Genomic DNA, 25,873 nt, shown 5'->3' on the forward strand with positions numbered 1-25,873 from the left:
CCGGGCCTGCGGAGCCTGAGGGGACCACCAGATCCTACAAGGACGCCGCCACCCGGTTCGCGCGCACCATGTCGACGAACAGGGCGTGCACACGGTGGTCACCGGTCAGTTCCGGGTGGAACGAGGTGGCCAGCGCGTTGCCCTGGCGGACGGCGACGATGTGACCCTTGTGCTCGGCGAGCACCTCGGTCCTGGCGCCGACGGACTCGACCCAGGGGGCGCGGATGAAGACACCCTGCACCGGGTCGCCCTCGATGCCGTTCACGTCGAGGGCGGCCTCGAAGGATTCGTTCTGCCGCCCGAACGCGTTACGGCGCACGATCATGTCGATGCCGCCGACGGTCTCCTGGCCCGAGCGCGGGTCGAGGATCTTGTCGGCGAGCATGATCATGCCCGCGCAGGTTCCGTAGACGGGCATTCCGGCCCGCACGCGCGCGCGGAGGGGCTCCATCACGCCGAAGAGGACGGCCAGCTTGGAGATGGTGGTCGACTCACCGCCGGGGATGACGAGACCGTCGACCTCGGCGAGTTCCTCGGGGCGCCGCACCGGCCTGGCCACGGCGTCGGCCGCGGCCAGGGCGATGAGGTGCTCCCGGACGTCGCCCTGGAGTGCCAGGACACCTATGACGGGGGCTTCGCGGCTCATGGGAGGGCTTACCAGCCGCGGTTGGCGTAGCGCTCGGCCTCGGGCAGGGTGTCGCAGTTGATGCCGACCATGGCCTCGCCCAGGTTGCGGGAGGCGTCCGCGATGATCTTCGGGTCGTCGTAGAAGGTGGTGGCCTTCACGATGGCGGCGGCGCGCTTGGCCGGGTCGCCGGACTTGAAGATGCCGGAGCCGACGAAGACACCCTCGGCGCCGAGCTGGCGCATCAGCGCGGCGTCGGCCGGGGTCGCGACACCACCGGCGGAGAACAGCACGACGGGGAGCTTGCCGAGCTCGGCGACCTCCTTGACCAGCTCGTAGGGGGCGCGCAGGTCCTTGGCGGCGGCGTACAGCTCGTTGTTGTCGAAGCCGCGCAGCCGGGCGATCTCGTTCTTGATCTGACGCAGGTGCCGGACGGCCTCGACGACGTTGCCGGTGCCGGCCTCGCCCTTGGAGCGGATCATGGCCGCGCCCTCGGCGATGCGGCGCAGGGCCTCGCCCAGGTTGGTGGCGCCACAGACGAAGGGGGTGGTGAACGCCCACTTGTCGGAGTGGTTGACCTCGTCGGCCGGAGTGAGGACCTCGGACTCGTCGATGTAGTCGACGCCGAGCGACTGGAGGACCTGGGCCTCGACGAAGTGGCCGATACGGGACTTGGCCATCACCGGGATGGAGACCGCCTCGATGATCTCCTCGATCATGTTGGGGTCCGACATCCGGGCCACGCCGCCGTCCTTGCGGATGTCGGCCGGGACCCGCTCCAGCGCCATGACGGCCACGGCGCCGGCGTCCTCGGCGATCTTCGCCTGCTCGGCGTTGACCACGTCCATGATCACGCCGCCCTTGAGCTGCTCGGCCATACCGCGCTTCACGCGCGCGGTGCCGGTCTCGGGGGTCTGGTTTTCGGAGATCGTGCTGGACACGGGGTGACCTCACTCGTCGGAAAAAAGGGGGCTTCGGCAGCAATGAGGAAACGCGAGTGGACCAGTCCACAGCAAGGGCCAATGGGAAGCCCGTGGATCCTTTTGGTGGATCATGCGGCCCGCACCGGCCCCACGGACCGACCTCGTCGGCCGGTCACCCGCGTCGCGCCGCTCTCCCTGGTCGGAGTTCTCCCGGACCAGCGCCCCGGCCCGTCCGGCGACAGGACCGGCACCCACACCTCGTCCACCTCGGCCGGGCGGGACTCGTCGAGGACCAGCGGGCCGGGGAACACGTCGTCGCGGTTCGCGGAGCCGTAGAGGTGGAACGCGACGGCGCTCCGCAGGCGGTCGAGCAGCTGCGGGGCCGGTCCGGCCCTCGGGAGCCCGACCCCTTCAGCTCCCCGGCGAAGATCCCCTTCAGCCCCGCGTCGAGGTCCCGCCCGAACACGGGCAGCAGACTGCCCTCCTGCACATACGGGACACAGCCGTAGCCGCCCTGCACCACGTGGACCACGCCGGTCGGCGCGGCCACGACGACGAAGACCCGGCCCGTGCCCGACTCCGCCAGGTCGGGGAAGACACGGCGCCCGCCGTCCGCTCAGGCCGCGCGGTCCGCGAGGGCGGGCGGCGGTTCGTCGTCCATCTCGAACGCCATCGGGAACGGGGCGTGGCCGGCCAGCCGGAACCAGCGGACCTTGCGGTGCTGGCGCAGCCTGCGGACCGCGCCCACGGCGTCGTTGTGGAAGCGGCGGGCCATGGGGACCCGGCGGACGGCCTCGGTGAGCTCACGGGCCGCCGCGTCTCCCCCGGGCGCCTCGCGTACGACGTCCAGTTGCCGCGGGTCCGCGAAGACGGCCCGCAGGGCCTGGCTGAGGTCGCTCTCGGCGACCTCCCGCTGCTCCTCCTCGGCCTGCCGCGCCGCGTGCGCGGCCTCGTAGAGGACGATCGAGGCGGCGGGGTCGAGCACCTTGGAGGTGGCCAGCTCCTGGGCCACGGACGCCCGGCGCAGCAGCTGTGCGTCCAGCGCCGCGCGGGCGGCGTCGATGCGGGCGTGCAGCCGGTCCAGCCGTCCCGCCGTCCAGCTCAGGTACAGGCCGATCGCGACGAGGACGACCAGGGTCCAGATCAGGGTTGCGGTCACGGGCGGCAAGGCTACCCGCGACCTTCACACCGGCGGGGCGGGGTCAGTCCCGCGCCAGCCCGAGCCGGGCCCGCAGACCCGGCGATCCCCGGTCGTCGTCGGCCGCCACCGCCGCCGCGCCGGCCGTCACCGTCTCGTACACCGACAGGATGTCCGCGCCGACGGTCGACCAGTCGAAGCGCCGTACGTGCGCGCTTCCCCGCTCGCGCAGCTGTTCTCTGCGCTCCGGGTCTCCCAGGAGCCGTACCGCCGCCTCGGCCAGGGCGTCCGCGTCCTCGTTGGCGAACAGCTCGCCGGCCGCCCCCTGGTCGAGGACCTGGGCGAAGGCGTCCAGGTCGGAGGCGAGCACCGGGGCCCCGGCCGACATGGCCTCGACGAGGATGATGCCGAAGCTCTCACCGCCGGTGTTGGGGGCGACGTACAGGTCGACGCTGCGCAGGAAGCGCGCCTTGTCCTCGTCGCTGATCATGCCGAGGAACTCCACACGCGCGTGCAGCTCCTTGGGCAGGCTCTCCACCGCCTCCTTCTCGTCGCCGCGGCCGGCGACCAGCAGCCGGGCGTCCGGGCGCTCGGCGAAGATCTTCGGCAGGGCGCGCATCAGCACGGGCAGGCCCTTGCGGGGCTCGTCGATGCGCCCGACGAAGCCGATCGTGCCGCCCTGCCACTCGGGGTTGGGCTCGGCCCGGGCGAAGAAGTCGACGTCGACGCCGTTGGGGATGACGACCGCGTCCCCGCCGAGGTGCTCCACCAGCGTGCGCCGGGCGTATTCGCTCACCGCGATCCGCGCGCTGATCTTCTCCAGGGCGGCCTGGAGGATGGAGTACGCGGCGATCATGGCGCGCGAGCGCGGGTTGGACGTGTGGAAGGTGGCCACGATCGGGCCCGAGGCCGCCCAGCAGGTCAGCAGGCCGAGCGACGGCGAGGTCGGCTCGTGGATGTGGACGACGTCGAACGCGCCGTCGTGCAGCCAGCGCCGCACGCGCGCGGCGGACAGGAAACCGAAGTTGAGGCGCGCCACCGAGCCGTTGTACGGCACGGGGACCGCGCGGCCGGCCGAGACGACGTACGGCGGCAGCGGGGTGTCGTCGTCGGCCGGGGCCAGGACGGAGACCTCGTGGCCGAGCCGGATGAAGTACTCGGCGAGGTCGCGGATGTGGAACTGGACGCCACCCGGCACGTCCCAGGAGTACGGGCAGACGATGCCGATTCTCACGCGGGGTCCCCGTCCGACGGGCGGGGTTCCAGATCCGCGAGCCACAACCGCTGCAACATGTGCCAGTCCTCCGGGTGGTCGGCGATGCCGGTGGCGAAGGCGTCTGCCAGCGACTGTGTCATGACAGACGTCTTCTCGGCCCGCGTACCTGACTCGGGTACCTCGACCGGGGGATGCACCCGGCCCTTCATGACGGGCGTGTCGTCGTACCAGAGGGTGACGGGGAGCAGCAGCGCGCCGGTCTGCTGGGCGAGCAGGGCGGGTCCGGCGGGCATCGTGGCGGTGTCCCCGAAGAAGTCCACCTCGACCCCGGAGGCGGACAGATCGCGCTCGGCCACCAGGCAGACCAGCCCGCCGTCGCGCAGGCGCCTGGCCAGGGTGCCGAAGGCGGTGCCGCCGCTGTGCGGCAGCACCTCCATGCCGAGACCCTCCCGGTAGGCGACGAACCGGTCGTACAGCGTCTCCGGCTTGAGACGCTCGGCGACCGTGGTGAAGGGCGTCCGCAGCTCGGTGGTGACCCAGGCGCCGGCCAGGTCCCAGTTGGCCATGTGCGGCAGGGCCAGGATGACGCCCTGGCCGGAGGCGATCCCGTCGGTCAGGTGGTGCACGTCCTTGGCGGTGAAGCCGTTGCTGATGCGCTCGGCGCTCCAGGCCGGCAGCCGGAAGGACTCCATCCAGTACCGCAGATAGGAGCGCATCCCCGCGCGCGAGAGCTCGGACAGGCGCTCGGGGCTCGCGTCGGGCACCACGCGCGCGTAGTTGCTCTCCAGCCGTCGCACTCCCTTGCCGCGCCGCTTCCAGGCGAGGTCGGCGACGGTGCGGCCGAGGCGTACGGCGACGGGCTCGGGGAGCTTCTTGACGGTGCTCCAGCCGAGCCCGTACAGCGCGTCGGCCAGGCGCTCCTGGGCGCTCACTTCGCGGCCTCGCTCCCCTGCGCCTCGTGTCCCTGGGACTCCGGGGTCTCCTGGGCCGCGGCGGCCTCCGCCTCGGCCGACTCGCGCCGGACCGTGACGACCCGCTGGATCAGGGTGACGAGGCTGCCGACGGCGACGATCCACAGCGCGATCGGCAGCAGCACCTGGATGCCGGGCACGCCGAACGTGTGCAGACCCGCCAGGCCGGCCGCGACCAGGGAGATCACCAGGCGCTCGGCGCGCTCCACGAGCCCGTTGACGGCGACCGGCAGGCCGATCGACTCGCCCCGGGCCTTCGTGTACGACACCACCTGGCCGCTGGTCAGGCAGAAGATCGAGACGGCGCACAGGACGTTGTCGTCGCCGTTGCCCGCGTACCAGAGCGCGAAGCCGCCGAAGATGGCGCCGTCGGCGACCCGGTCGAGCGTGGAGTCCAGGAAGGCGCCCCAGCGGCTGGTCCGGCCGAGCTGGCGGGCCATGTTGCCGTCGACCAGGTCGGAGAAGACGAAGAGCGTGATCACGATCGTGCCCCAGAAGAACTCTCCCCTGGGGTAGAAGACCAGCGCGCCCGCGATCACGCCGGCCGTGCCGAGGAGCGTGACCGTGTCGGGGCTCACACCCCGGCGGATGAGAAACGCGGCGAACGGTGTGAGGACACGCGTGAAGAATGCACGCGCGTACTTGTTCAGCATGGCCTTCCCGAGGGTCGGTGTCGCCGCGCGGCCCCTGCTGGCCGCCGGCTGGCCCATCGTAGCCACGCGCGCGTGTGTGCGACGGTCGGGCACCCGGACCACCGTGTCCCGGCCTGACGGCATCCGGGTCACGGCCGCGTCGCGTCCGCCGTATGGACGCGCCGTGACGGGAGTGGAAAGCTCGAAGGACCGCGGGCGTCGCCGGAGCCGCCATCGCACGCGGGGCCGCCGTGCCCGCGCCCCCAGTGACCTCACCGTGTTCGGGAGGCAAGGAAAATGGGCGACAAGGCGAATGCACGTCCCGGAGCCGCCGGCAGGGCTACAGCGGCCGACCACCCCGCGTCCGTACGGAATGTGGTGCTGGTCGGCCACTGCGGATCGGGCAAGACGACATTGGTGGAGGCTCTCGCCCTGACGGCGGGAGCGGTGAACCGGGCGGGCCGCGTGGAGGACGGCGGCACCGTCTCCGACTACGACGAGATCGAGCACCGGCAGCAGCGCTCGGTACAGCTCTCCCTGGTGCCCGTGGAATGGGACGGCATCAAGGTCAACGTCCTCGACACCCCCGGATACGCCGACTTCGTCGGGGAACTCAGGGCCGGTCTGCGCGCCGCGGACGCGGCCCTCTTCGTCGTCTCGGCGTCGGACGGCGTGGACGGCTCGACCCGGATGGTGTGGGAGGAGTGCGCGGCCGTCGGCATGCCCCGCGCGATCGTCGTCACCCACCTGGAGGCCGCCCGCGCGGACTTCGAGGAGATGACGCGGATCTGCGCGGAGGCCTTCGGCGACGACGACCCGGACGCGGTGCTCCCGCTCTACCTGCCGCTGCACGGGCCCGAGGGGCCCGACGGGCACGCGCCCGTGACCGGACTGACCGGGCTGCTGTCCCGGAAGCTGTTCGACTACTCCACCGGCGAACGCAAGGAGTCCGAGCCGGGCGAGGACCAGCTGCCGGACATCGAGACGGCCCGCAACCGGCTGATCGAGGGGATCATCGCCGAGAGCGAGGACGAGACCCTCATGGACCGCTATCTCGGCGGCGAGCAGATCGACGTCAAGACGCTGATCGAGGACCTGGAGCGGGCCGTCGCGCGCGGCACGTTCTTCCCCGTCCTCGCGGCCGCACCCGCCGCCGAGGGCGCCCGGCAGGGCCTCGGCACGGTGGAACTGCTGGAACTGGTCACCAGGGGCTTCCCGACGCCCCTGGAGCGCCCGGCGCCGCGCGTGACGACGATCGACGGCGAGCCGCGCGAGCTGACCGCGTGCGATCCGGACGGACCCCTGGTCGCGGAGGTCGTGAAGACCTCGTCCGACCCGTACGTGGGCCGTGTCTCGCTGGTCCGGGTCTTCTCCGGCACCCTGCACCCCGACGAGACCGTCCATGTCTCGGGGCACGGCCTCGCCGACCGCGGCCACGAGGATCACGACGTCGACGAACGCATCGGCGCCCTGTCCGCGCCGTTCGGCAAACAGCAGCGGAACCTGACGCACTGCATCGCGGGCGACCTCGCGTGTGTGGCGAAACTCGGCCGCGCGGAGACCGGCGACACCCTGTCCGCCAAGGGCGACCCGCTCCTCATGGAGCCCTGGCAGATGCCCGACCCCCTGTTGCCGCTCGCCATCCAGGCACACAGCAAGGCCGACGAGGACAAGTTGTCCCAGGGCCTGGGCCGGCTGGTCGCCGAGGACCCGACGATGCGCCTGGAACAGAACCAGCACACCCACCAGGTGGTCCTGTGGTGCCTGGGCGAGGCGCACTCGGACGTGGCCCTGGAGCGGCTGCGCTCCCGCTACGGGGTCCAGGTCGACGTCGTCCCGCACAAGGTCCCCCTCCGGGAGACGTTCGCGGCGAAGTCCGGCGGCCGCGGACGGCACGTCAAGCAGTCCGGCGGACACGGCCAGTACGCGATCTGCGAGATCGAGGTGGAACCGCTGCCGGGCGGCACGGGCATCGAGTTCGTGGACAAGGTCGTCGGCGGCGCGGTGCCCCGGCAGTTCATCCCGTCCGTCGAGAAGGGCGTACGGGCACAGGCGGCCAAGGGGGTGGAGGCCGGGCATCCGCTGGTCGACATCCGGATCACCCTGCTCGACGGCAAGGCGCACTCGGTGGACTCCTCCGACGCCGCGTTCCAGACGGCCGGCGCGCTGGCGCTGCGGGAGGCGGCGGCCGAGGCGCGGATCCATCTGCTGGAGCCGGTGGCCGAGGTGACCGTCCTGGTCGGCGACGCGTACGTGGGCGCCGTGATGAGCGATCTGTCGGGGCGGCGCGGGCGGGTGCTGGGCACCGAGCAGACCAGCGGCGGGCGCACCCTCGTCAGGGCCGAGGTGCCCGAGATCGAGATCGGCCGGTACGCGGTCGACCTGCGCTCCCTCTCCCACGGCACGGCACGTTTCCAGCGCGCGTACGCCCGGCACGAGCCGATGCCGGCGCAGGTCGCCGAGAAGGTCCGCCAACAGGTGCAGAGCGGCTGATGGTTGAGGCCCGCCGGTCCTCAAGTGGCCGGTGGGGCACCATAGTGGAACGTTTCCCTCCGATTCGGCGGGCGGCTTCGGCCGTCCGCCGACGGATGTCGCCGCCTGCGGATACGCTGATGACCTGATCAACAGGTGTGCGAAGTACGGAAGTCGGGAAAGCCGCAGAAGCGGGAGCGGCGGCGATCGGGGGCGGGAATGACCGTTGACAGCGGTTACGCGGACATCTTCGGACCACAGGTGCCGCAGACGGGCGACGGCGGGCAGACACCGACCTTCGCCCTGGCCTCGGCGGCCTACCGGGACAACCCGGTGGAGGACATCAAGAAGGCCGACAACGAGTGGCACCAGACGGCGGTCAACCCCGGCCGCAGCTGGGCGAAGATCTTCCGGCCCAACCTCGGTGAGGCGTTCTCCCAGGCGGTGATCGACCGCATGCTGGGGGTCGGCCGCAAGCCGCTCATCCAGTCCTTCGGCAGTGAGCCGCAGGCCGTCGTCGAGCACTGCCTCGCGGCCAACCGCATCCGCCGCGAGCGCGACCAGAAGCTGACCGGCGTGATGCTGCTGTGCGGTGTGCTCTTCCTGCCCGGGCTGCTGGTGTGGCTGCTGGTCTTCCAACTGCGGGCGACCATGGGGAAGCTGGACAACAAGCGGGTCTCCGGCGTCGGCACCGGCCTGCTCGTCGCCGTGGGCGCCCTCGCCGTGCTCTTCCTGGTCAAGATGCCGTTCGGCGGCCTCGTCGGCTGGTACGCGCGCGGCTGCGTCGTGGCACCCGTGGCCGGCTGGTTCCTGGCCAAGCGGATCTGCGAGAGCACCGCGACGGACCTGCGCGAGCGCTGGGACAGCCTGCTGGCCGGCAGCAGCGTCGGCGCCAAGGTCCCCGAGGCCGTGCCGACCAGCCCGAACCAGACGGCGGCCGAGCAGCTGCGCCAGTCCCTGGCCCGGCTCAGCGCCGAACAGCAGTCCAACTCGGTCTTCTACGCCGGCCCCAAGGGCATACTCGGTATGGGCACGCGCTGGGGCGCCTGGCACCTCGCCGAGGAGCTGACACCGCTCGACCCCGTGAAGGGCGTCCACGAGTTCCGCAGCTGGACGGTCGTGCGGGCCATCCACGACCAGCTGAAGCTGCTGCCCCGACAGAGTCTGAAGACCGGCGGTTTCCCGCCGCCCGCGGTCCGGCACTGGATCGTCACCCCGGTCGGTGAGAACGCCAAGGCGGTCGCCCGGCCGGAGGGCACCGACGTCGAGGCCTACCAGGTCAAGCCGAGGGCCATAGAGGACATCTGCAACAACCAGCAGTTCGGCGGGGGCGACCGGCACTACCTGGGCGTCCAGTGGCCCCTCTGGGACGGCCAGTTGATCATCACCATGCTGATCACGGTGACCGTGCTGCACGAGACGCTGCGCATCGAGGTCACCGGCCACGCCCTGGGCCCCGTGAACGGCCTGTTCACCACGAAGTCCGAGGCCCCCACCAAGGAGGTCGCCAAGAGCGTCCGGTTCTGGGAGACGCGCACGGTCAAGCTCCCGCTGGTCACCCCCGACGAGGTGGTCCGGCTGGCCGCGCGGGCGACGATCAGCTGGTACCCGCCGCTGCTGAAGTGGCTCGGCGGTTCCATCGGCCTGCCCGAGCCCTTCGGTCTGCGGCACGCCTGGGCCGACCAGCCCTGGCGGCACCGCTTCATGGCCGACGACGCGCTGCGCGCGGCCACGCCGGTGCTGCGCGTGGTGCACACCGCCGCGATCAAGGTGCTCAAGGAGCACGACGTGGACATCGACAAGTTCAGCTCGCGCTCGTCGGCTCTCAGCGGTGCGGTCCAGGACGTGTCGCCGCGCAAGGCCGACAGCTACGACGCGTAGGCCTCCGGCGGTCGGCCGGAATCGTGCGGGTGTCTTGAGGTGCCGTCTCTGGGGGCTGCGCCCCCAGACCCCCGCTTTCGGCCTGGACGGCCTCGTCCTCGAACGCCGGACGGGCTGGAATTCCCGGGCGGGGCCGGAAGTCCCCGACCGGCTGGACAGTCCCCCGTCGGCCCGGAAGCCTCCGCCGAGGACCTACGCCGGTGTCGGCCAGGCCTCTGCCAGCATTTTCCTGGTGTCTGCCAGCAGTTGTGGGAGTACGCGGGTGTGGCCCACCACCGGCATGAAGTTCGTGTCCCCGCCCCAGCGGGGCACGATGTGCTGGTGCAGGTGGGCGGCGATGCCGGCGCCCGCGACGGTCCCCTGGTTCATGCCGATGTTGAAGCCGTGCGCGCCGGACGCGAGGCGCAGGGCCGTCATCGCCTGCTTCGTCAGCTCGGCGAGCTCGGCGGTCTCCGGCACCGTCAGGTCCGTGTAGTCGGCGACATGCCGGTAGGGGACGGTCATCAGGTGGCCGCCGTTGTAGGGGTACAGGTTCAGCACCGCGTACACGTGCTCACCGCGTCGGACGACCAGCCCGTCCTCGTCGGATTTGGCCGGGATCGAGCAGAAGGGACAGCCGTCTTCGGCACCCGGACCGGTCGGCTTGTTCTCACCCTGGATGTAGGCCATCCGGTGGGGCGTCCACAGACGCTGGAACGCGTCCTGCGTGCCCACTCCGATCTGCTGTTCCGGCTCACTCGTCATGCAAGGCAGCATATTGCTTCGCCCGTTCGCGGCGTGTCGCCGGGGCTGCGGGAGAGAGGGCCTCGGCCAAGCTTGGCCGGTGGACGACGACAACCGGACGGCACGCTGGGAGCGGCGGGCGGGCACCCCGCTCGCGGTGGCCTCACTGCTCTTTCTCGTCTCGTACGGCGTACGGATCCTGGGAGAGGGGCTGCCCGGGCCGGTGCTCGACCTGAGTCTGGCGGTTCTGTACGGGTCCTGGGCGCTGTTCATCGTGGACTACGTGGTGCGCTGGCGGCTGAGCGGCGAGGGTCCGGGCTTCGTCCACCGGCACTGGCTGGACTCGCTGGTCGTCGTGCTGCCCCTGCTGCGGCCGGTGCGCATCGTGCGGGTCTACGACGCCATGCAGGACCGCCGCCAGGAGGGACCCCGGCTGGCGCTCCAGGCACGGGTGATGCTGTACGCGGGCATGGCGTCCACACTGCTCGGCCTGTCCGCCGCCCTTGCCGTGTACCACTACGAGCACAACGCCCCGGACGCGTCGATCCGTACGTTCGGCGACGCGCTGTGGTGGGCGGTCTCCACGCTGGCGACCGTGGGCTACGGCGATGTCGTCCCCGTGACTCCGATGGGGCGGCTGGTCGCGGTGGTCCTGATGGGCTGCGGCCTCGCCCTGCTGGGCGCGGTGACCGGGTCGTTCTCCTCGTATCTGATGCAGCGGTTCGCACGGGCCGGGGACGACGTGGGGCCCCCGGAGAGGTGAACTCCCCGGGGGCCCGCGCACGACAGGGTCAGACCTGCGTCCGCTCCTCGACGACCTTCGCGATCTTCGCGATGGCCTCGTCGAACGGGATGCCGTTCTCCTGCGAGCCGTCGCGGTAGCGGAAGGAGACCGAGCCGCCCGACATGTCCTCGTCGCCCGCGATGACCATGAAGGGCACCTTCTGCTTCTGGGCGTTGCGGATCTTCTTCTGCATCCGGTCGGAGGAGGAGTCCACCTCCACCCGCAGGCCCCGCTTCTTCGCGGCCGCGGCGAACTTCTCCAGGTACTCCACGTGTCCGTCGCCGATCGGGATGCCGATCGCCTGGACGGGGGCCAGCCACGCCGGGAAGGCGCCCGCGTAGTGCTCCAGGAGCACCGCGAAGAACCGCTCGATCGAACCGAAGAGGGCACGGTGGATCATCACCGGGCGCTGCTTCGAGCCGTCGGGGCCGGTGTACTCGAGGTCGAAGCGCTCCGGCAGGTTGAAGTCGAGCTGGACGGTCGACATCTGCCAGGTGCGGCCGATGGCGTCCTTCGTCTGGACCGAGATCTTGGGGCCGTAGAAGGCGGCGCCACCCGGGTCGGGCACGAGCGGCAGGCCCTGCTTCTCGGCGACCTGGCGCAGCGTCTCGGTCGCCTCCTCCCAGACCTCGTCGGAGCCGACGAACTTCTCCGGGTCCTTGGTGGACAGCTCCAGGTAGAAGTCGGTCAGGCCGTAGTCGCGCAGCAGACCGAGGACGAAGGTGAGCGTCTTGTCGAGCTCCTCCGCCATCTGCTCGCGGGTGCAGTAGATGTGCGCGTCGTCCTGGGTGAAGCCGCGCGCGCGGGTCAGACCGTGCACCACGCCCGACTTCTCGTACCGGTACACGGTCCCGAACTCGAAGAGGCGCAGCGGCAGCTCACGGTAGGAGCGGCCACGCGCGTCGAAGATCAGGTTGTGCATCGGGCAGTTCATGGGCTTGAGGTAGTAGTCCACGCCCTCGTCGAGCTGCATGGGCGGGTACATGCCGTCGGCGTACCAGTCCAGGTGGCCCGAGGTCTCGAAGAGCTTCCCCTTCGTCGCGTGCGGGGTGTAGACGAACTCGTAGCCCTCCTCCTCGTGGCGGCGGCGCGAGTAGTCCTCCATGACCCGGCGGATGACGCCGCCCTTGGGGTGGAAGACGGCGAGACCGGAACCGATCTGCTCCGGGACGGAGAAGAGGTCCAGCTCGCTGCCCAGCTTGCGGTGGTCGCGCTTCTCGGCCTCGGCGAGGAAGTCGAGGTGGGCCTTCAGCTCCTCCTTGGAGGGCCAGGCGGTGCCGTAGATGCGCTGGAGCATGGGGTTCTTCTCGCTGCCGCGCCAGTAGGCGGCCGCGTTGCGCATCAGCTTGAACGCCGGGATGTTGCGGGTGGTGGGCAGGTGGGGACCGCGACAGAGGTCCTTCCAGCACAGGTCACCGGTCTTGGCGTCCAGGTTGTCGTAGATCGTCAGCTCGCCGGCTCCGACCTCGACGTCCGCGCCGTCGTCGGTGGAGGCCGAGCCCTTGATGCCGATGAGCTCGAGCTTGTAGGGCTCGTCGGCGAGCTCCTCGCGGGCGGCCTCGTCGGTGACCACGCGGCGGGCGAACCTCTGCCCCCGCTTCTGGATCTCCTGCATCTTCTTCTCGATGGCCTTGAGATCCTCGGGCGTGAACGGCTTCTCGACGTCGAAGTCGTAGTAGAAGCCGTCCTTGACCGGCGGGCCGATGCCCAGCTTGGCCTCGGGGAAGAGCTCCTGCACGGCCTGGGCCATGACGTGCGCGGTGGAGTGGCGCAGGATGTTCAGACCGTCGGTGGAGGAGATCTCGACGGCCTCGACCTCCTCGCCGTCGACGAGCACGTACGACAGGTCCCTGAGCTCGCCGGCCACGCGCGCGGCGATGATCGAGCGCTCGCCGGCGAAGAGGTCGGCGGCCGTGGTGCCCGTCGTCACCGTGCGCTCTTCCCGCTCGGAATCGCGTTGGATGATCACACGGACGTCTGACACCGGTATCTCCTGACTGAAGGTGGGTGCGGCGCCATACCCTGGGCGCGCGCAAGAGGCGATCGTACCGACCCGCACCCGCCGACCGCGAAATCAGTCCCCCGGCTGTTCCTCTTCGCAGGCTTCCTCGAAGTAGTCCGCGCCCCCCGCGTTTCCCTGCATCGCCTTCATCAGCCGGTCCCGCTCGGCCTCGTCGACCTGTACGGGTACCACCCCGCAGGCGCCGGTGACCCGGCGGAACCCGCCCCTGCTCTCCAGCCGGCCCTGCACCCGTACCGGCAGCCCGACCAGGTGGGCCTGCCCGGCGATGCGGTAGTCCTCCTCGTCGAGGGTGAGCCGGACGTGCGGGATGTCGGCGCCGGCCAGCACGCGCAGCCGTACGCTGCCGTCGCCGCGCGGCCCCGACCTGCGCATCCGGACGACCGCGCCGGTGATCCGCACGGGCACGGAGGGCTCCGCGCGGAGATAGCGGGCGCCCGCCTCGCGCAGTACGGACAGGTCGCCGGGTGAGAACTCGACCGGTTCGCCGCCCGCGGCGCACGCCTCGGGGACCCCGGTGGTCGGCGCCCACTCGACGGAGATCCGGGCGCCCTCGGTGCCCCGGACGAGGGTGATCAGCGCCTCCGTGAGCTCCCGGCTGGCGCCGGCCTCCACGGCGCCGTCGAAGGCGTCCATGCCCCCGGTGGCCCGCTGGTAGTCGATGGCCTCGCGGACCGCGTACAGGGCCTGGTGGAGGCGGACGGCCAGGGGGCGGGCTCCCGCGACGGGCACGAAGGCCGTCAGAAGGCGTCCACCGGCCGCGGAGCCGACGAGGACGCTCTCCAGCATCGCGAAGGCCGCGCGGCGGTGCCGGGCACCGTGGTAGCCGGCACGCGCGCGCGTGGCGAGCGCACCGGCCAGCAGCATCTGGCGGGCGGCGGCGCGCAGCTGTTCCTCGACGGGCCAGGCCGCGGCCCCGGCGGGCCCGGCCGGGGTGTCCCGCCACCAGCGGATCTCGTCGCTCGGGACGGCGAGACCGACGAGCACCTCACGCGCGGAGGGCATGCCGCTGCGGGCCAGCGCGAGCAGCGCCTCGCCGAGCAGGTCGTCGCTGTCGGGGAAGGCCCGGCTCTCCGGCACGAGCAGGCTGGTCCCGCCGCCGCCCGGTCCTGGCGGGGTCCAGCGGCCGTAGCGGCCCGCGGCGCCGCCGCGCCGCTGCCAGCCGTGGCGGCGCAGCAGGGCGCCGAGGACGGCCGGGTCGACCTCGCCGGGCTCGGGTGCCTGGTTCCAGTGGGCCTCGGGGTGCGGCCGTACGGCCCGCAGTGGCTCGTCGAGGGGGCGGTGGGTCATGGTCTGCCTCCCGTCCCGGCCCGCGTCATGATCTCGCACAGCGCCCGGTCGTCGAAGATGCGTGCGGTCGGTATCCGCACGGTGGTCCGGGTCCGGCCGGTGATCGGGTGGCCGGCGAGATTGACCCAGTAGCAGCAGTGCCGCAGTTCGAGGCAGTCGTGGCCGGCGCGCAGCCACTGGTCCTGGGACCGCGGGACGAGCATCACGACGAGGATCTTGTGCACCGACACCGGGGTGCGGGCGAGTTTGCGCAGGTGGTCGTTGTCGAGCGTGAAGGAGAAGAAGCGGCCGGGCGGGTTGGGCCGGATCTGATAGGTCGCCTTGAGCTGCACCTTGATGGTGACCTCGTCGTCGACGGTGTGCCCGGGTGCGCTGTGGCTGACGTGCCAGTCGATGCCGTTGTCCGGGAACGGCTGGGACAGCGAGCACCCCGCTGCCGCCGCGACCGCGTGCAGATAGCCCACCTGGAGTGTCTCCATGCAGGCGGTGGTGGCGAGCGTGCCGCGATGAAGCCCTTCGCGTTCGGGCAGCAGCCCGCCCCGCTCGGGCTGCGCTATCGCCATGACCAACAGCCTTCCACGCAAAGCCAGTCCCCGTGACGGGCCGCTGAACTGCAAGGACCCGTACTCGTGTTGTGTCCTTCCGGCGTACGTCGCAAACAGCCCGGGTATCACCAAACAGGCAGAAGACGGGGCGTCAGCTGCCGTGGGTGAACGAGGGGTTGTGTGGGTATGACGTACTGGTACGAGGGGCCTCTGGCCGCCTTTGACACGGAGACGACGGGCGTCGACGTGGAGACCGACCGGATCGTGTCGGCCGCCCTCGTCGTCCAGGATGCGCCGGGGGTCCGGCCGAGGGTGAGCCGCTGGCTGGTGAACCCGGGCGTGCCGGTGCCGGCCGGGGCGACGGAAGTGCACGGACTGACGGACGACCACCTCCAGCGCAACGGCCGCTGGCCGTCGCCGGTGATGTTCGAGATAGCCGGGCTGCTCGCCGAACAGGCCGCCGCGGGACGTCCGTTGGTGGTGATGAACGCGCCGTTCGACCTGACGCTGCTCGACCGTGAGCTGCGCAGGCACCGCGCCTCCGCACTGGGCCACTGGGTGGACGCGACGCCGCTGCGGGTGCTGGACCCGCGGGTCCTCGACAAACATCTGGACCGCTACCGCAAGGGTCGGCGCACACTCACCGACCTGTGCGCGCACTACGGCGTCACGCTGGCCGACGCGCACGACGCGGCGGCGGACGCGCTGGCCGCGCTGGAGGTCGTCCGGGCGCTGGGCCGACGGTTCGCGGCCCGGCTGGAACGCCTGTCCCCCGCCGAGCTGCACGCGCTCCAGACGACCTGGCACGCGGCGCAGGCGCGCGGGCTCCAGGCGTGGTTCGCGCGCAGCGGCACCCCGGAGACGGTGGACCCCTCCTGGCCGCTGCGCCCGGAACTGCCGGCGGCGGCGGCCTGAGCCGGGGCGCCGACACAAAAAAGCCGGTCCGCGTGATGCGGACCGGCCTTTCCCGGTGGGCGATACTGGGTTCGAACCAGTGACCTCTTCGGTGTGAACGAAGCGCTCTCCCACTGAGCTAATCGCCCGGGAACGCACCGAACAATACAGGTCTTCGCGGGCTTCCTTCAAACCGCTTCGAGGTACTCGGCCAGGCCGCGCCGTCCGGCCCGCATCATCAGCCGGTGGTTGAGACGGAACACCGGCCGGCCCGGGACGGCGAACCGCCGCAGCAGCGGCTTGTTGACCTGGACCACCTGCTCGTAGAGGGCGAGGGTGCCGGAGCCGTCGGCGGTGACCGTCCAGCGCGCCCAGCCCTCGATGTCGCCCGTCATCGCGATCTCCAGGACCCCGGCCGCCGCGTCGCGCCGCACTTCGCGCGCGGTGAAGGTCAGGTCGTACGGGAGGATCGAGCGGACGCGGATCACGCCGGTCGTGGCGTCGACCTGGTTCACCTCGCGCACCTGGCGCCACCAGCGCGGGTAGTCCTCGGCCCGCTCCAGCGCGTCGTACACGCGGGCGGGCGGCGCGGGCAGGGCCCACAGGCTGCGGAAGCGGTAACGGGTCCAGTCCATGGGCCGAGTGTGCCCGTACGGGGGCCGGGCCGACCGCGATTGAGTACGTTCTGAGTACGTGCGCTCATGCCGTCGGCCGTGACGCGGACCACACTGCGGCACATGACGTATTTTCCGCCCCCGGCCGAGGAGCTGCGCTTCCTCGACAACGAGCTCCGGCAACTGGACGCCCGCCGGGCCCAGTTGCTGGCCCGCCGCGCCTGGCTGATCACGATGCTTCAGCAGGCGGTACAGCCGGCCCCGCCGGTGTGGCCGAGCCGGCCGGCGCAGCCCGGTCCTTCCGCCCGCCCCGAGGCCACCGCCCCGGGTGTGCAGAACGTCCTCCTCCTGCTCGGCGGGATCCTGCTCACCATCGCGGCGATGGTGTTCACGCTGGTCAGCTGGGGGCATCTGGGGATCGCCGGCCGCTCCCTGGTACTGGGCGCGGTCACGCTGGCGGTGCTCGGCGCGCCCGTGGCGCTGCTGCGGCGGGGGCTGCGTTCGACCGCCGAGTCGGTGGCCGGCCTCGGCCTCGCGCTGACCGTGCTGGACGCCTACGCCCTGCACGAGGTCGTGTTCACGGCGGCGGACGGTACGACGTACGCGGCGGCGGCTTCGACGGCGCTGGCGGCGCTGTGGTCGGCGTACGGCACGGCGCTCGCCGCGCTGCCGGGCCCGGCCACGCTGCGCCTGCCGCACCCCGCCGCCCTGGCGGTCGCCCAACTCCCCCTGCTCCTCTGGACGGTCGCGCTCGGCGGCGGCCCGCTCACGGTCACGGCCGCGGTGCTGCTGACGACGGCGTTCGACGCGGTGGTCGCGCTCCGGGTGTCCGAGCGGCCGGTGCGTCTCGTCGCCCTGGTGTGCGCGTTCGGCACGGGAGGCTGGGGTGTCCTGGCGGCCGGTCTGCTCTCCCTGGGAGCGTCCGGTCCGGGCGCCGCCGCCCGTGCGGCGGCGCTCCTCCTCCTGGCGGCGGCGATCGCCCTGGGTGTGGCCCGGTTCGCGCCGCGGCCGGGACTCGCGACGGGGATGGCTACGACCGCCGCCCTGTGTGCGGTGGCCGGCCCGGGCGGTGTGCTCCGGGTGTCGGTGGCCGGTGACTGGGTGGTGCCGGCCTGTCTGGCCTGCGGGATCGCGCTGTTGGCCGCCGCGCGGGGCCCGTCGGCGGTGCGCCGGGGTGTCGTCCTGGCGTCCGGTGTCGTCCAGGCGGGTGCGGTGCTGTGGGCGGTGCCCGCCGTGGGCGTCACGCTGCTGGGACCGGTGGCGTGGCTGCGGCACGTCTGGGCCGGGGCCCCGGCCGACGCCCGTGCCGCGGTGACGGTCGACGCCTTCTGGCCGCCGTACGCCGTCACGGTGCCGCTGGTCCTCCTCGCGGTCGCCGCGGTCCTGGCCACGGCGGTCCGCGCCGAGGAGTGGCGCCCGCAGGCGCTGACCGCCGCGCTGACGCTCACCTGGGCCGCGGTGCTCGTCACACCCACGGCGCTGGAGCTTCCCTACCTCGTCGGCCTGTCGATCCAGGGGCTCACCGTGCCGGCGCTCCTGGCGCCTGCGCTTCGCGGGGCGGCTGCGCGGACGGCCACCGGGCTCGCCCTGCTCACCTCGCTCGGTCTCGCCTTCCTGTCGCTGGCCACCGAGCCGGCGACCCTCGGCGTTCTCGCGTCGCTGACCGTGGTGTTCGCGGTGGCCGCGTGGCGCGGTCGGCAGACGCCGGTGTCCGCGGCCGCCGCCCTGGGCTGGGCCACGGCCCTGGGCTGCGCCGTGGGCGCGTCCGCCGGCTGGCGGCCGGAGGTCGTCGCGCTGCTGGTGCTCGTCGTCCCGGTGGCAGCGGCCCTGCTCGCGGCGCGGCTGGACGACTCCGTGACGACGGTGACGGTCGAGGCGACGGGGGCCGTCGCCGGGTTCGTCGCCATCGGTCTCGCGGTGGCCGACCCGCCCCTGCTGGCCCTGGTGCTGTCCCTGTGCGGGGTGATCGCGGCCGGCACGGCCGTACGTCCGGACCGCCGTGACGTCGGCTACGCGGCCGTCGCCCTCTTCGTGCTGGCCGCGTGGGTCCGGCTGGCGGCCTGGCGGGTGGGGCTCCCGGAGGCGTACACGCTGCCGGTCACGGTCCCGGCGCTGCTCGTCGGAGCCCTGCGCCGGCGCCGCGACCCGGCCGCGTCGTCCTGGACGGCGTACGGTCCCGGTCTCACCGTGACGCTCCTGCCGAGCCTCGCCACGGCCTGGAGCGACGTCGAGTGGACGCGCCCGCTGCTGCTGGGCGCGGCCGGGCTGCTGCTCACCCTGCTGGGCGCCCGGCACCGGCTGCGGGCTCCGCTCGTGCTGGGCGGCTCGGTGCTCGCCCTGGTGACGCTGCACGAGCTCGCCCCGTACCTGGTCCAGGTGACCGACGCGCTCCCCCGCTGGGTGCCTCCCGCCCTCGCCGGGCTGCTGCTGCTCGCACTCGGTGCGACGTACGAGCAGCGGCTGCGCGATGTCCGGCGGGTGCGGGAGGTCCTGGGGCGGATGAACTAGCGGTCCGTCACGGCATCCTGTCGCCGAGCAGCGCCAGGTTCTCGATGGCGGCGAGGCCGTAGAGGGCGGTGTCGTTGGTGGACACCCAGGCGGCCTCGCCACCCGCGACCAGGGTGGCGGGGCCGCTCAGCGGCTCCGTCTTCCACGGCGAGGACTCCATGTAGCCGTCGGAGCTGTAGAACTTCGTCCACGCCCGCTTGGCCAGCGCCTCGTCCCCGGTCTGGACGGCGGCGTACGCGTCGAGACGCGAGTGGCCCTGGAAGAGCAGCAGGGTGCCGAAGTTGCTGCCGTAGCGCGCCGCCTGTTCCGCCTTGGTGGCGTTGAAGTAGCGGCAGTAGTCGAGGTACGCCTCCTTGAACTTCGGGATGTCGACCAGGTGGATGAGTTCGGCGCACAGTTCGTTGAGGCCGAAGACGGCGGACAGGTGCGAGACGCCGACGACCGGGGCCGTGGCCACCGCGAACCTGCCGGTGTCGAGGTCGTACAGGCCGCTGCCCTGCACGAAGCCGTTGGGCTGGGCGCCGATGGTCTCCATGGTGGACAGGACGCGGGCCTTCGCCTTCTCCCACTTCGGGCCCTTGCGTTCCCACTCGGTCAGCCACGCCGACACCAGGCCGCTCCAGTCGGTGCCGAAGCCGATCGACAGGGCGTGCCGGTCGGGGGTGTACGGCTCGGTGCGGATCTTGCGGAGCGGGTCCAGGGCGAGGAACGTCTCGTCGGAGTCGACGTTGGCGTGCATGAGGTCGCCGACGCGTTCGTCCGCGGTGAGGAAGTAGTAGTAGCGCCGGTAGGTGGTGTTGGCGATGCGCTGTTGCTTGGCGCTGTCGGCGTAGTGCTGCACGCCGTGCCGGGTGCCCAGGCCCGCCCACTGGCCGAGGTGGTAGACGTCGACCTCGCCGGTGTGCCGGGTCATCGCCTCGGCGAAGCGGAAGATGTCCGCGCGGCCGGAGCGCAGGTAGGCGAACCAGAGCCAGAGGTCCGGTGACAGCTCGGAGTTGTCCCAGGCGTAGCCGCCGATGTCGTACCGCCACTGGTGCCTGACGGTGTCGTAGGTGTGCATGATGTCGCCGTAGTCCCAGAAGCCGTACCAACGGCGCTGCTCCACCTGGTCCTTGTAGTAGGTGAAGAGGAAGTCGAGGTGGTCCTCGATCTTCGCCTTGGCCGGAGTGGAGCGGTCCGGCTCGGCGTACAGGCCCGGGCCGAACACCTTGGCCTTGATGAGCTGCCTGGGCGGGGCGGCGAGCTGGGGCAGCACCCGTACGGCCTCGACCTGTTCAGCGAGCTTCTCCGGGGCGGGCGTCGACTCATTGGCCCAGAAGAGGAGTTCGGAGGTACGGGCGATACCGTAGGGGGTGCCGAAGCCGGGCTCGTAGTCCTCGTAGGTGATGTTGAGGCCCTCGAGCTGTTCGGGGAAGGTGTCCTGGCCCATGCCGTCGTGGTAGAAGCGCAGGTCCATGGGCTGCGCCTCGGGCGACCAGAGCCAGAGGGTGACCTCGGCCTCGTCGGTGTGCGCGTCGCGGATGTCGAGCTGGGCGGGGTGCTTCTCCCAGAAGTCCCTGAGGCCGAAGGAGAAGCCGCCGCTCGCCCCGCCGACGTAGCCGAAGCCGGAGGCCCGCTTGCCGCCGCCGGCGCCGATCCAGCCGTAGCCCTTCTTGGTGCGCTTGCGCAGCGCGAAGCCGTCCGCCGACAGCTGCGAGAGGGTGTAGTCGCCCCACTCGGGGATGTACTGGAGGCGGGTGGTGACCCGCTGGTCCCAGGTGGCGGGGTCGGGGAGCTTCTGGCCCGCGTACTGGGCCGCTTGCACCGCTGCGCCGGGGTCACGGCGCAGACCCGTGATGCCCTTGACCGCCTCGCGCAGCAGACCGGTGCCCTCGCCGCCGATGCGGATGTGACGGTCGTAGGACTCGTCGCGCATCGGGACGGTGAAGCGGACGCCCAGCCCCCGGATGAAGTCGCCGCTCGCCTTGCCGGGCTCCTGCTTCCCGTCGTAGGTGATGGTGTGCACCATGCGGAAGGAGTCGGCGCCCGCGTAGAAGTACAGGCGGATGGAGAACGGGAGCCAACTGCGGCTGCCCTTGCGGTGCTTGCCGTCGATGCGGACGACCGCGCGGACCGGGCCGCTCTGCTCGACGGTGACGCCGTCGATGGCGCCCTCGAAGCGCTCGGTCTTGACGGTGCCCTGGTCCTCGTCCTCGATCTCGGGCTGCCGGATCAGGACCAGTCGGCCGTTCTTGGCGATCTCGGTGGAGCCACGGGTGACGGACTTGATGAGCGTGGCGCCCGACTTGCCGATCTTCGCGGTGATGACGCCCGTCGACACGACGACGGTGCCACCGCTCTTGTCGACGGTGACCTTCTTGGCGGGCGCGGCCGGGGCTCCGGCGGCGAGGGTGAGCTTGCCGGAGCCCGAACCGACCGCGTGCGCCGTCCACTTCAGGGATCCGTCCGGCCAGTAGGCGAGCGGCCAGGACTGTACGGGGACGTCCTTGCCGTCGGCGTCCGTCAGCGCGAAGGTCTGGTCCTCCTGGTACGTGCCCATGGGCCAGGGCACGCCGAGCGTGGAACCGGGGGCGGCGCCGAGGCCGCCGTCCTCCAGCCAGTCCAGGGTCACGGGATCGGCGTCGGCCGCGGCGGCTCTCGGCTCGGCCTGCGCGTCCTTGGCGCCCAGGGCCCAGCTGAACTGGGCGGCGGCTCCGGCGACGGCGGCCGCCTTGAGGAGGGACCTACGGGGGATGGGAGACATGAGACGCAGCCTTTCCTTTCCGTGCGGGTGCAGGGGTGGTCAGGGGCATGACAGAGAGAGGCACGGCGCCCGGGGCGCCGGCCTGGTGCGAGGGCGCGGCCGTCAGCGGTGCCGGTACCGCTCCTCGACGGCGACGGCCGCCGCCGCGACGGCCCCGAGGACCGGGACCGCCAACGGCGCGACGACCCAGGCGGACAGGACGACGACGGCCAGCCCGCAGACGACCAGGAAGGAACCGGCGGGATCGAGCACGGTCCGCCGCCCGGCCTGCGCGAGCAGCGCCCGCCAGGCGCGGCCCGGAGCCCAGACGGCCGCCGCCCGCAGCAGGGCCACGGCGAGCCCGATCAGCGCGAGGATGCCGACGGCCCCGACGAGCGGCCCGCCGGGAATCCCGGCCCGCGCGGCCAGGACGTCCACCCAGACCGCGGCGGCCACCGCCCACCCGGCGAGCCCGACGACCCACCCGCCGCGCACGGCAGCCCGGAAGTCGGCGACGAACTCCCGTCCGCCACCGACCTCATGGGACGTGCGACGCCGCAGATGCCGGGCGCCGGCGGCGAAGGCCGCGGGGTAGGTGACGACCCCGAGACAGGCCACGGCGATCCACACTCCCGTGAGCAGGCACTCGGCGAACACCGCGAAGCGCTCGCCGAACACGGACTCCTTGCGTGGCTTCACACGCGCTTGCGCCATGGTGTCCTCCTCAGCCCTTCAGTCCGGAGGTCGCCATGCCGTCGATGAGATAGCGCTGGAAGGCCATGAAGAAGGCGATGACCGGCACTAGCGCCACCAACGACATCGCGATCATGCTGCCGTAGTTGGAGATGCCCTCCTGGTCGCGGAACATCATCAGGCCGAGCGAAACGGTGTACTTGGAAGGGGTGTTGAGATAGATCAACGGCCCCATGAAGTCGTTCCACGCGTTGATGAACGTGAAGATGGCGCTGGTGATGATGGCCGGGCGGCTCAGCGGCAGCACGATGGACCAGTAGGTCCTCAGGTGCCCGCAGCCGTCGAGCTTGGCGGCCTCGTCCAGCTCGCGCGGCAGCCCGCGCATGAACTGCACCATCAGGAAGACGAAGAACGCCTCCGTGGCCAGGAACTTGCCCGCGACCAGCGGCACGAGCGTGTCGATGTAGCCGAGGTTGCGGAACAGCACGTACTGCGGGATGAGCAGCACGTGGTACGGCAGCAGCAGGGTGCCGATCATCAGAGTGAACAGCAGGTTCCGCCCGGCGAACCGGATCTTGGCGAAGGCGTACGCCGTCAGCGAGCTGGAGAGCACCACACCGACCACGGCCAGGCCCGCGTACATCAGCGAGTTGGTGAAGAAGCTGGAGATGGAGATGCCGGAGATGCCGTCGGCGAGCCCGGAGAAGTTCGCCCAGATCGGTTCGGTGGGCAGCAGGTCGATGCTGGCGATGATGTCCTTGCTCGGCTTGAACGAGGCGCCGAGCACCCAGACGACCGGGTAGAGCACGACCGCGAGCACGAGGATCGCGCCCACGTGCCAGGCGAGGGATCCGATGCGCCGCCGCTCGTGCGCGGGGCGCACGGCGGGGCTGGTGGCACTGGTCACTTGGCGGCCTCCTCGTAGTGCACCCACTTCTTCTGCGACCAGAACAGGACCGCCGTGACGAGCGCCACCGCGATCACCAGCGTCCAGGCCATCGCGGAGGCGAAGCCCATCTGGGCCTCCTTGAAGCCCTTCTGATACAGGTAACAGGTGTAGACGAGGGTGGCGTCGGCCGGTCCGCACCGGGTGTCGGAGACGACATACGCCGAGCCGAACACCTGGAACGCGTGGATGGACTCCAGCAGCACGTTGAAGAAGAGCACCGGGGAGATCATCGGCAGCGTGATGTTCCAGAACCGCCGCAGGGGGCCGGCCCCGTCCATCTCGGCGGCCTCGTACAGCTCCTGCGGCACCTGCTTGAGCCCCGCCAGGAAGATGACCATAGGCGCGCCGAACTGCCAGATGCTCAGAGCCACCAGGGAGTACAGGACATAGTCCGGGTTGCCGATCCAGCCGCCGACGTCGAGCCCGAAGATCTTCTGCGTACGGTCCACGACGGCGTCGTCGGAGAACAGCGCCCGCCACACGAAGCCCACGGAGACGCTGGCGCCGATCAGCGACGGCATGTAGAACGCGGCCCGGTACAGGGCCTGTCCGCGCCGCTTCTGCGCGAGCAGCAGCGCCACTCCGAGCGCGAGGAGCAGCTTCAGCGGTGTGGCCACGACGACGTACTTCAGCGTGACCTCGACCGACTTCTGCCAGCGCGGGTCCTGGAACATCGTCGTGAAGTTGTCGAGCCCCACCCACCGGGGCGGCGTGAACAGGTTGTAGCTGGTGAACGCGTAGTAGAGCGACGCGATCATCGGCCCCGCCGTGAGCAGCAGGAAACCCGCGATCCACGGCGACATGAAGAGATAGCCGGCGAGGTTCTCGCGGCGCCGCCCGCGCCGCCCGGCGGCAGGAGCGGCGGACCGCTTCTTCGCCGGGCGCGCGGGCGCTTCCTTGACGAGCGTCATGGTGGTACGTCCCCTCAGCCCGCGAACGCGGCCTTGGCCTCGCTGAACAGCGCCTTCGCGGCGTCGGCCGGCTTGGTCTTGCCCTGGGCGACCTCACCGCCGATCCGCAGGAAGGCCGCCTCGATGACGTCCGCGCCGGACGGGTGCGGGGTGATCTTCCCGAGGACGCCGGCCTTGGCGACCTCGTCCTCGTAGGCCGAGACGCCCTTGTTGTTGGGGTCGGTCGGCTTGAAGGCGTCGTACTGCTCGGTGGTGGAGAGGATGCCGCGGTCGTAGCCCATGATCTTGCCGACCTCGGGGTCGTGGACCATGAAGTCGATGAACTGGGCCACCTCCTTCGGGTGCTTCGTCCCGGAGAAAGCGCTCAGCATCAGCGAACCGAGGTACTGGCCGGTGTCCTTGCCGTCCGTGGTGGGGATCGGCGCGAGCCCGTAGTCCGACTCGCCCTCGCCCTGGTAGCGGATGGAGAAGTTGTCCCAGGTGAACTCGGACGCGGCGAGGCCCGCCGAGAGCCCGGACTTCGGCTTGACCTGCTCGATCTTCTTCGGGTCGGCGACCAGCCCGGACTTCACGCGCTTGTAGCCGTCCTCCCACCACTGCGTCACATCGTCCTCGGTGAAGCCGAGATCGCTGTCGGTGAAGAAGGCCTTGCCGTTCTGACGCAGGTACAGGTCGTAGAGGTACATGATGCTGAAGTAGCCGGTGTCACCGGCGATCTTCAGCTTGTCCTGGATCTTCTGCAGCGCGGCGAAGTACTCGTCCCAGGTCCACCCGAACTTCGCCTCGACGCCCGCGCTCTTGAAGGCCTTGAGGTCGATGACGAGCGACATGGTGTTGGCGCCGACCGGAATGCCGATCTGCTTGCCGTCGACCTGACCGTTCGCCAGTACGCCGTTGCGGAAGTTCTCCAGGCTCAGGTTCCCCGCGTCCGCCTGCGACTTGAGATCCATCAGAACACCGCGCTTGTCGTACTTGCGCAGAAAGCCGACCGCATTCTGGAAAACGTCCGGCGGATTCCCGCCGGAGGCCTGGGTCTGGAACTTCTCCCAGAACGCCTCGTAGTCGGTGAATTCGGGCTTGATCTTGATCTTCGGGTACTTCTTCTCGAAGAGCGCGATCGTCTTCTTGATGGCGATGGTCCGCGGCTCGCCACCCCACCAGGCGTAACGGATCGTGACCGTCCCGTCCGCCGACGTACCGTCGCCTCCCCCGCACCCGGTGGTCGCGGCCAGGCCCAGTGTGGCCGCCGTCGCCCCCGCGGCCTTCAGGATCGTTCGCCTCTCAACATTCCTGCTGGTTCCCACAGTCGGGCCCTCCCCGCAGCGTCGTTGCCGCTTGCATGAATCGTTTCAAGAAAGCGCT

21 protein-coding genes and 1 tRNA gene are annotated in these 25,873 nt (G+C 71.2%); 5 read left to right on the top strand and 17 right to left on the bottom strand.

From position 1 onward, the window contains the following. Positions 1–34: 34 nt before the first annotated feature. The 6 genes from pdxT to pgsA all read right to left on the bottom strand — a co-directional run bounded on the left by pdxT (position 35) and on the right by pgsA (position 5,583). Entirely contained in the window at positions 35–646 is a 612-nt protein-coding gene (gene pdxT, locus OG736_RS09305; protein ID WP_327182017.1) for a pyridoxal 5'-phosphate synthase glutaminase subunit PdxT, read from the bottom strand. 8 nt (positions 647–654) lie between these two features. Beyond that, positions 655–1,566, bottom strand: a complete 912-nt coding sequence (pdxS, locus tag OG736_RS09310) for a pyridoxal 5'-phosphate synthase lyase subunit PdxS (RefSeq protein ID WP_171396135.1) — start codon at positions 1,564–1,566, stop codon at positions 655–657. A gap of 598 nt (positions 1,567–2,164) precedes the next feature. Continuing rightward, positions 2,165–2,707 (bottom strand): LemA family protein, encoded by a 543-nt coding sequence (locus tag OG736_RS09320; protein WP_327182018.1) that lies wholly within the window; start codon positions 2,705–2,707, stop codon positions 2,165–2,167. Positions 2,708–2,750: 43 nt separating this feature from the next. Further along, on the bottom strand, positions 2,751–3,920 hold the full coding sequence (locus OG736_RS09325) for a glycosyltransferase family 4 protein (protein ID WP_327182019.1): 1,170 nt from the start codon (positions 3,918–3,920) through the stop codon (positions 2,751–2,753). Further along, a complete protein-coding gene (locus OG736_RS09330) occupies positions 3,917–4,834 on the bottom strand; it encodes a phosphatidylinositol mannoside acyltransferase (RefSeq protein WP_327182020.1) in 918 nt (305 codons plus the stop codon). Before OG736_RS09330 ends, OG736_RS09325 begins: the two co-directional genes overlap by 4 nt. Continuing rightward, on the bottom strand, positions 4,831–5,583 hold the full coding sequence (gene pgsA, locus OG736_RS09335) for a phosphatidylinositol phosphate synthase (RefSeq protein ID WP_327187566.1): 753 nt from the start codon (positions 5,581–5,583) through the stop codon (positions 4,831–4,833). The genes OG736_RS09330 and pgsA overlap by 4 nt, the downstream gene beginning before the upstream one ends. A 219-nt stretch (positions 5,584–5,802) precedes the next feature. Between pgsA and OG736_RS09340 the strand changes: the two genes are divergently transcribed. Both OG736_RS09340 and OG736_RS09345 read left to right on the top strand, forming a co-directional pair. Beyond that, positions 5,803–7,998 (top strand): elongation factor G-like protein EF-G2, encoded by a 2,196-nt coding sequence (locus tag OG736_RS09340; protein ID WP_327182021.1) that lies wholly within the window; start codon positions 5,803–5,805, stop codon positions 7,996–7,998. A 198-nt stretch (positions 7,999–8,196) separates the two neighbouring features. Beyond that, positions 8,197–9,858 (top strand): AbeC-like domain-containing protein, encoded by a 1,662-nt coding sequence (locus OG736_RS09345; protein ID WP_327182022.1) that lies wholly within the window; start codon positions 8,197–8,199, stop codon positions 9,856–9,858. Between the two features lie 192 nt (positions 9,859–10,050). Here the strand turns inward: OG736_RS09345 and OG736_RS09350 are convergent, their stop codons facing one another. After that, on the bottom strand, positions 10,051–10,614 hold the full coding sequence (locus tag OG736_RS09350) for an HIT family protein (protein WP_327182023.1): 564 nt from the start codon (positions 10,612–10,614) through the stop codon (positions 10,051–10,053). Positions 10,615–10,681: 67 nt separating this feature from the next. Here OG736_RS09350 and OG736_RS09355 point away from each other — a divergent pair, with 67 nt between their 5' ends. After that, the gene (locus OG736_RS09355; protein WP_327182024.1) at positions 10,682–11,344 is read left to right on the top strand and encodes a potassium channel family protein; all 663 of its coding nucleotides are present in this window, start codon (positions 10,682–10,684) and stop codon (positions 11,342–11,344) included. A 28-nt stretch (positions 11,345–11,372) separates the two neighbouring features. Here the strand turns inward: OG736_RS09355 and thrS are convergent, their stop codons facing one another. The 3 genes from thrS to OG736_RS09370 form a co-directional block, all read right to left on the bottom strand. Then, positions 11,373–13,349, bottom strand: a complete 1,977-nt coding sequence (gene thrS, locus OG736_RS09360) for a threonine--tRNA ligase (protein ID WP_327182025.1) — start codon at positions 13,347–13,349, stop codon at positions 11,373–11,375. A 90-nt stretch (positions 13,350–13,439) separates the two neighbouring features. Continuing rightward, positions 13,440–14,675 carry a hypothetical protein gene (locus OG736_RS09365; RefSeq protein ID WP_327182026.1) on the bottom strand — a complete coding sequence of 412 codons (1,236 nt, stop codon included), beginning with the start codon at positions 14,673–14,675 and terminating at the stop codon, positions 13,440–13,442. Beyond that, positions 14,672–15,238, bottom strand: a complete 567-nt coding sequence (locus tag OG736_RS09370) for a DUF4365 domain-containing protein (RefSeq protein WP_327182027.1) — start codon at positions 15,236–15,238, stop codon at positions 14,672–14,674. Before OG736_RS09370 ends, OG736_RS09365 begins: the two co-directional genes overlap by 4 nt. Before the next feature lie 168 nt (positions 15,239–15,406). Between OG736_RS09370 and OG736_RS09375 the strand changes: the two genes are divergently transcribed. Continuing rightward, on the top strand, positions 15,407–16,135 hold the full coding sequence (locus OG736_RS09375) for a 3'-5' exonuclease (protein WP_327182028.1): 729 nt from the start codon (positions 15,407–15,409) through the stop codon (positions 16,133–16,135). Between the two features lie 56 nt (positions 16,136–16,191). On the opposite strand, the gene OG736_RS09380 is transcribed toward OG736_RS09375, so the two are convergent. After that, a tRNA-Val gene (locus OG736_RS09380) sits at positions 16,192–16,263 on the bottom strand. A 39-nt stretch (positions 16,264–16,302) separates the two neighbouring features. Continuing rightward, the gene (locus OG736_RS09385) at positions 16,303–16,749 is read right to left on the bottom strand and encodes an SRPBCC family protein (RefSeq protein WP_327182029.1); all 447 of its coding nucleotides are present in this window, start codon (positions 16,747–16,749) and stop codon (positions 16,303–16,305) included. Between the two features lie 66 nt (positions 16,750–16,815). Here OG736_RS09385 and OG736_RS09390 point away from each other — a divergent pair, with 66 nt between their 5' ends. Next, a complete protein-coding gene (locus tag OG736_RS09390) occupies positions 16,816–19,236 on the top strand; it encodes an SCO7613 C-terminal domain-containing membrane protein (protein WP_327182030.1) in 2,421 nt (806 codons plus the stop codon). A gap of 7 nt (positions 19,237–19,243) precedes the next feature. On the opposite strand, the gene OG736_RS09395 is transcribed toward OG736_RS09390, so the two are convergent. The 5 genes from OG736_RS09395 to OG736_RS09415 all read right to left on the bottom strand — a co-directional run bounded on the left by OG736_RS09395 (position 19,244) and on the right by OG736_RS09415 (position 25,815). Then, entirely contained in the window at positions 19,244–21,979 is a 2,736-nt protein-coding gene (locus OG736_RS09395; protein WP_327182031.1) for an exo-rhamnogalacturonan lyase family protein, read from the bottom strand. A 102-nt stretch (positions 21,980–22,081) separates the two neighbouring features. Further along, complete coding sequence (locus tag OG736_RS09400; protein ID WP_327182032.1) at positions 22,082–22,672, bottom strand: hypothetical protein; 591 nt, start codon at positions 22,670–22,672, stop codon at positions 22,082–22,084. A 10-nt stretch (positions 22,673–22,682) separates the two neighbouring features. After that, on the bottom strand, positions 22,683–23,558 hold the full coding sequence (locus OG736_RS09405; RefSeq protein ID WP_327182033.1) for a carbohydrate ABC transporter permease: 876 nt from the start codon (positions 23,556–23,558) through the stop codon (positions 22,683–22,685). Continuing rightward, positions 23,555–24,511: a carbohydrate ABC transporter permease gene (locus tag OG736_RS09410; RefSeq protein ID WP_327182034.1), complete on the bottom strand. Its 957-nt coding sequence runs from the start codon at positions 24,509–24,511 to the stop codon at positions 23,555–23,557. Before OG736_RS09410 ends, OG736_RS09405 begins: the two co-directional genes overlap by 4 nt. Positions 24,512–24,525: 14 nt before the next feature. Next, the gene (locus OG736_RS09415; protein ID WP_327182035.1) at positions 24,526–25,815 is read right to left on the bottom strand and encodes an ABC transporter substrate-binding protein; all 1,290 of its coding nucleotides are present in this window, start codon (positions 25,813–25,815) and stop codon (positions 24,526–24,528) included. Positions 25,816–25,873 lie beyond the last annotated feature (58 nt).

Source organism: Streptomyces sp. NBC_01334 (genome assembly GCF_035983595.1).
GTDB classification, from domain to species: Bacteria; Actinomycetota; Actinomycetes; order Streptomycetales; family Streptomycetaceae; genus Streptomyces; species Streptomyces coriariae.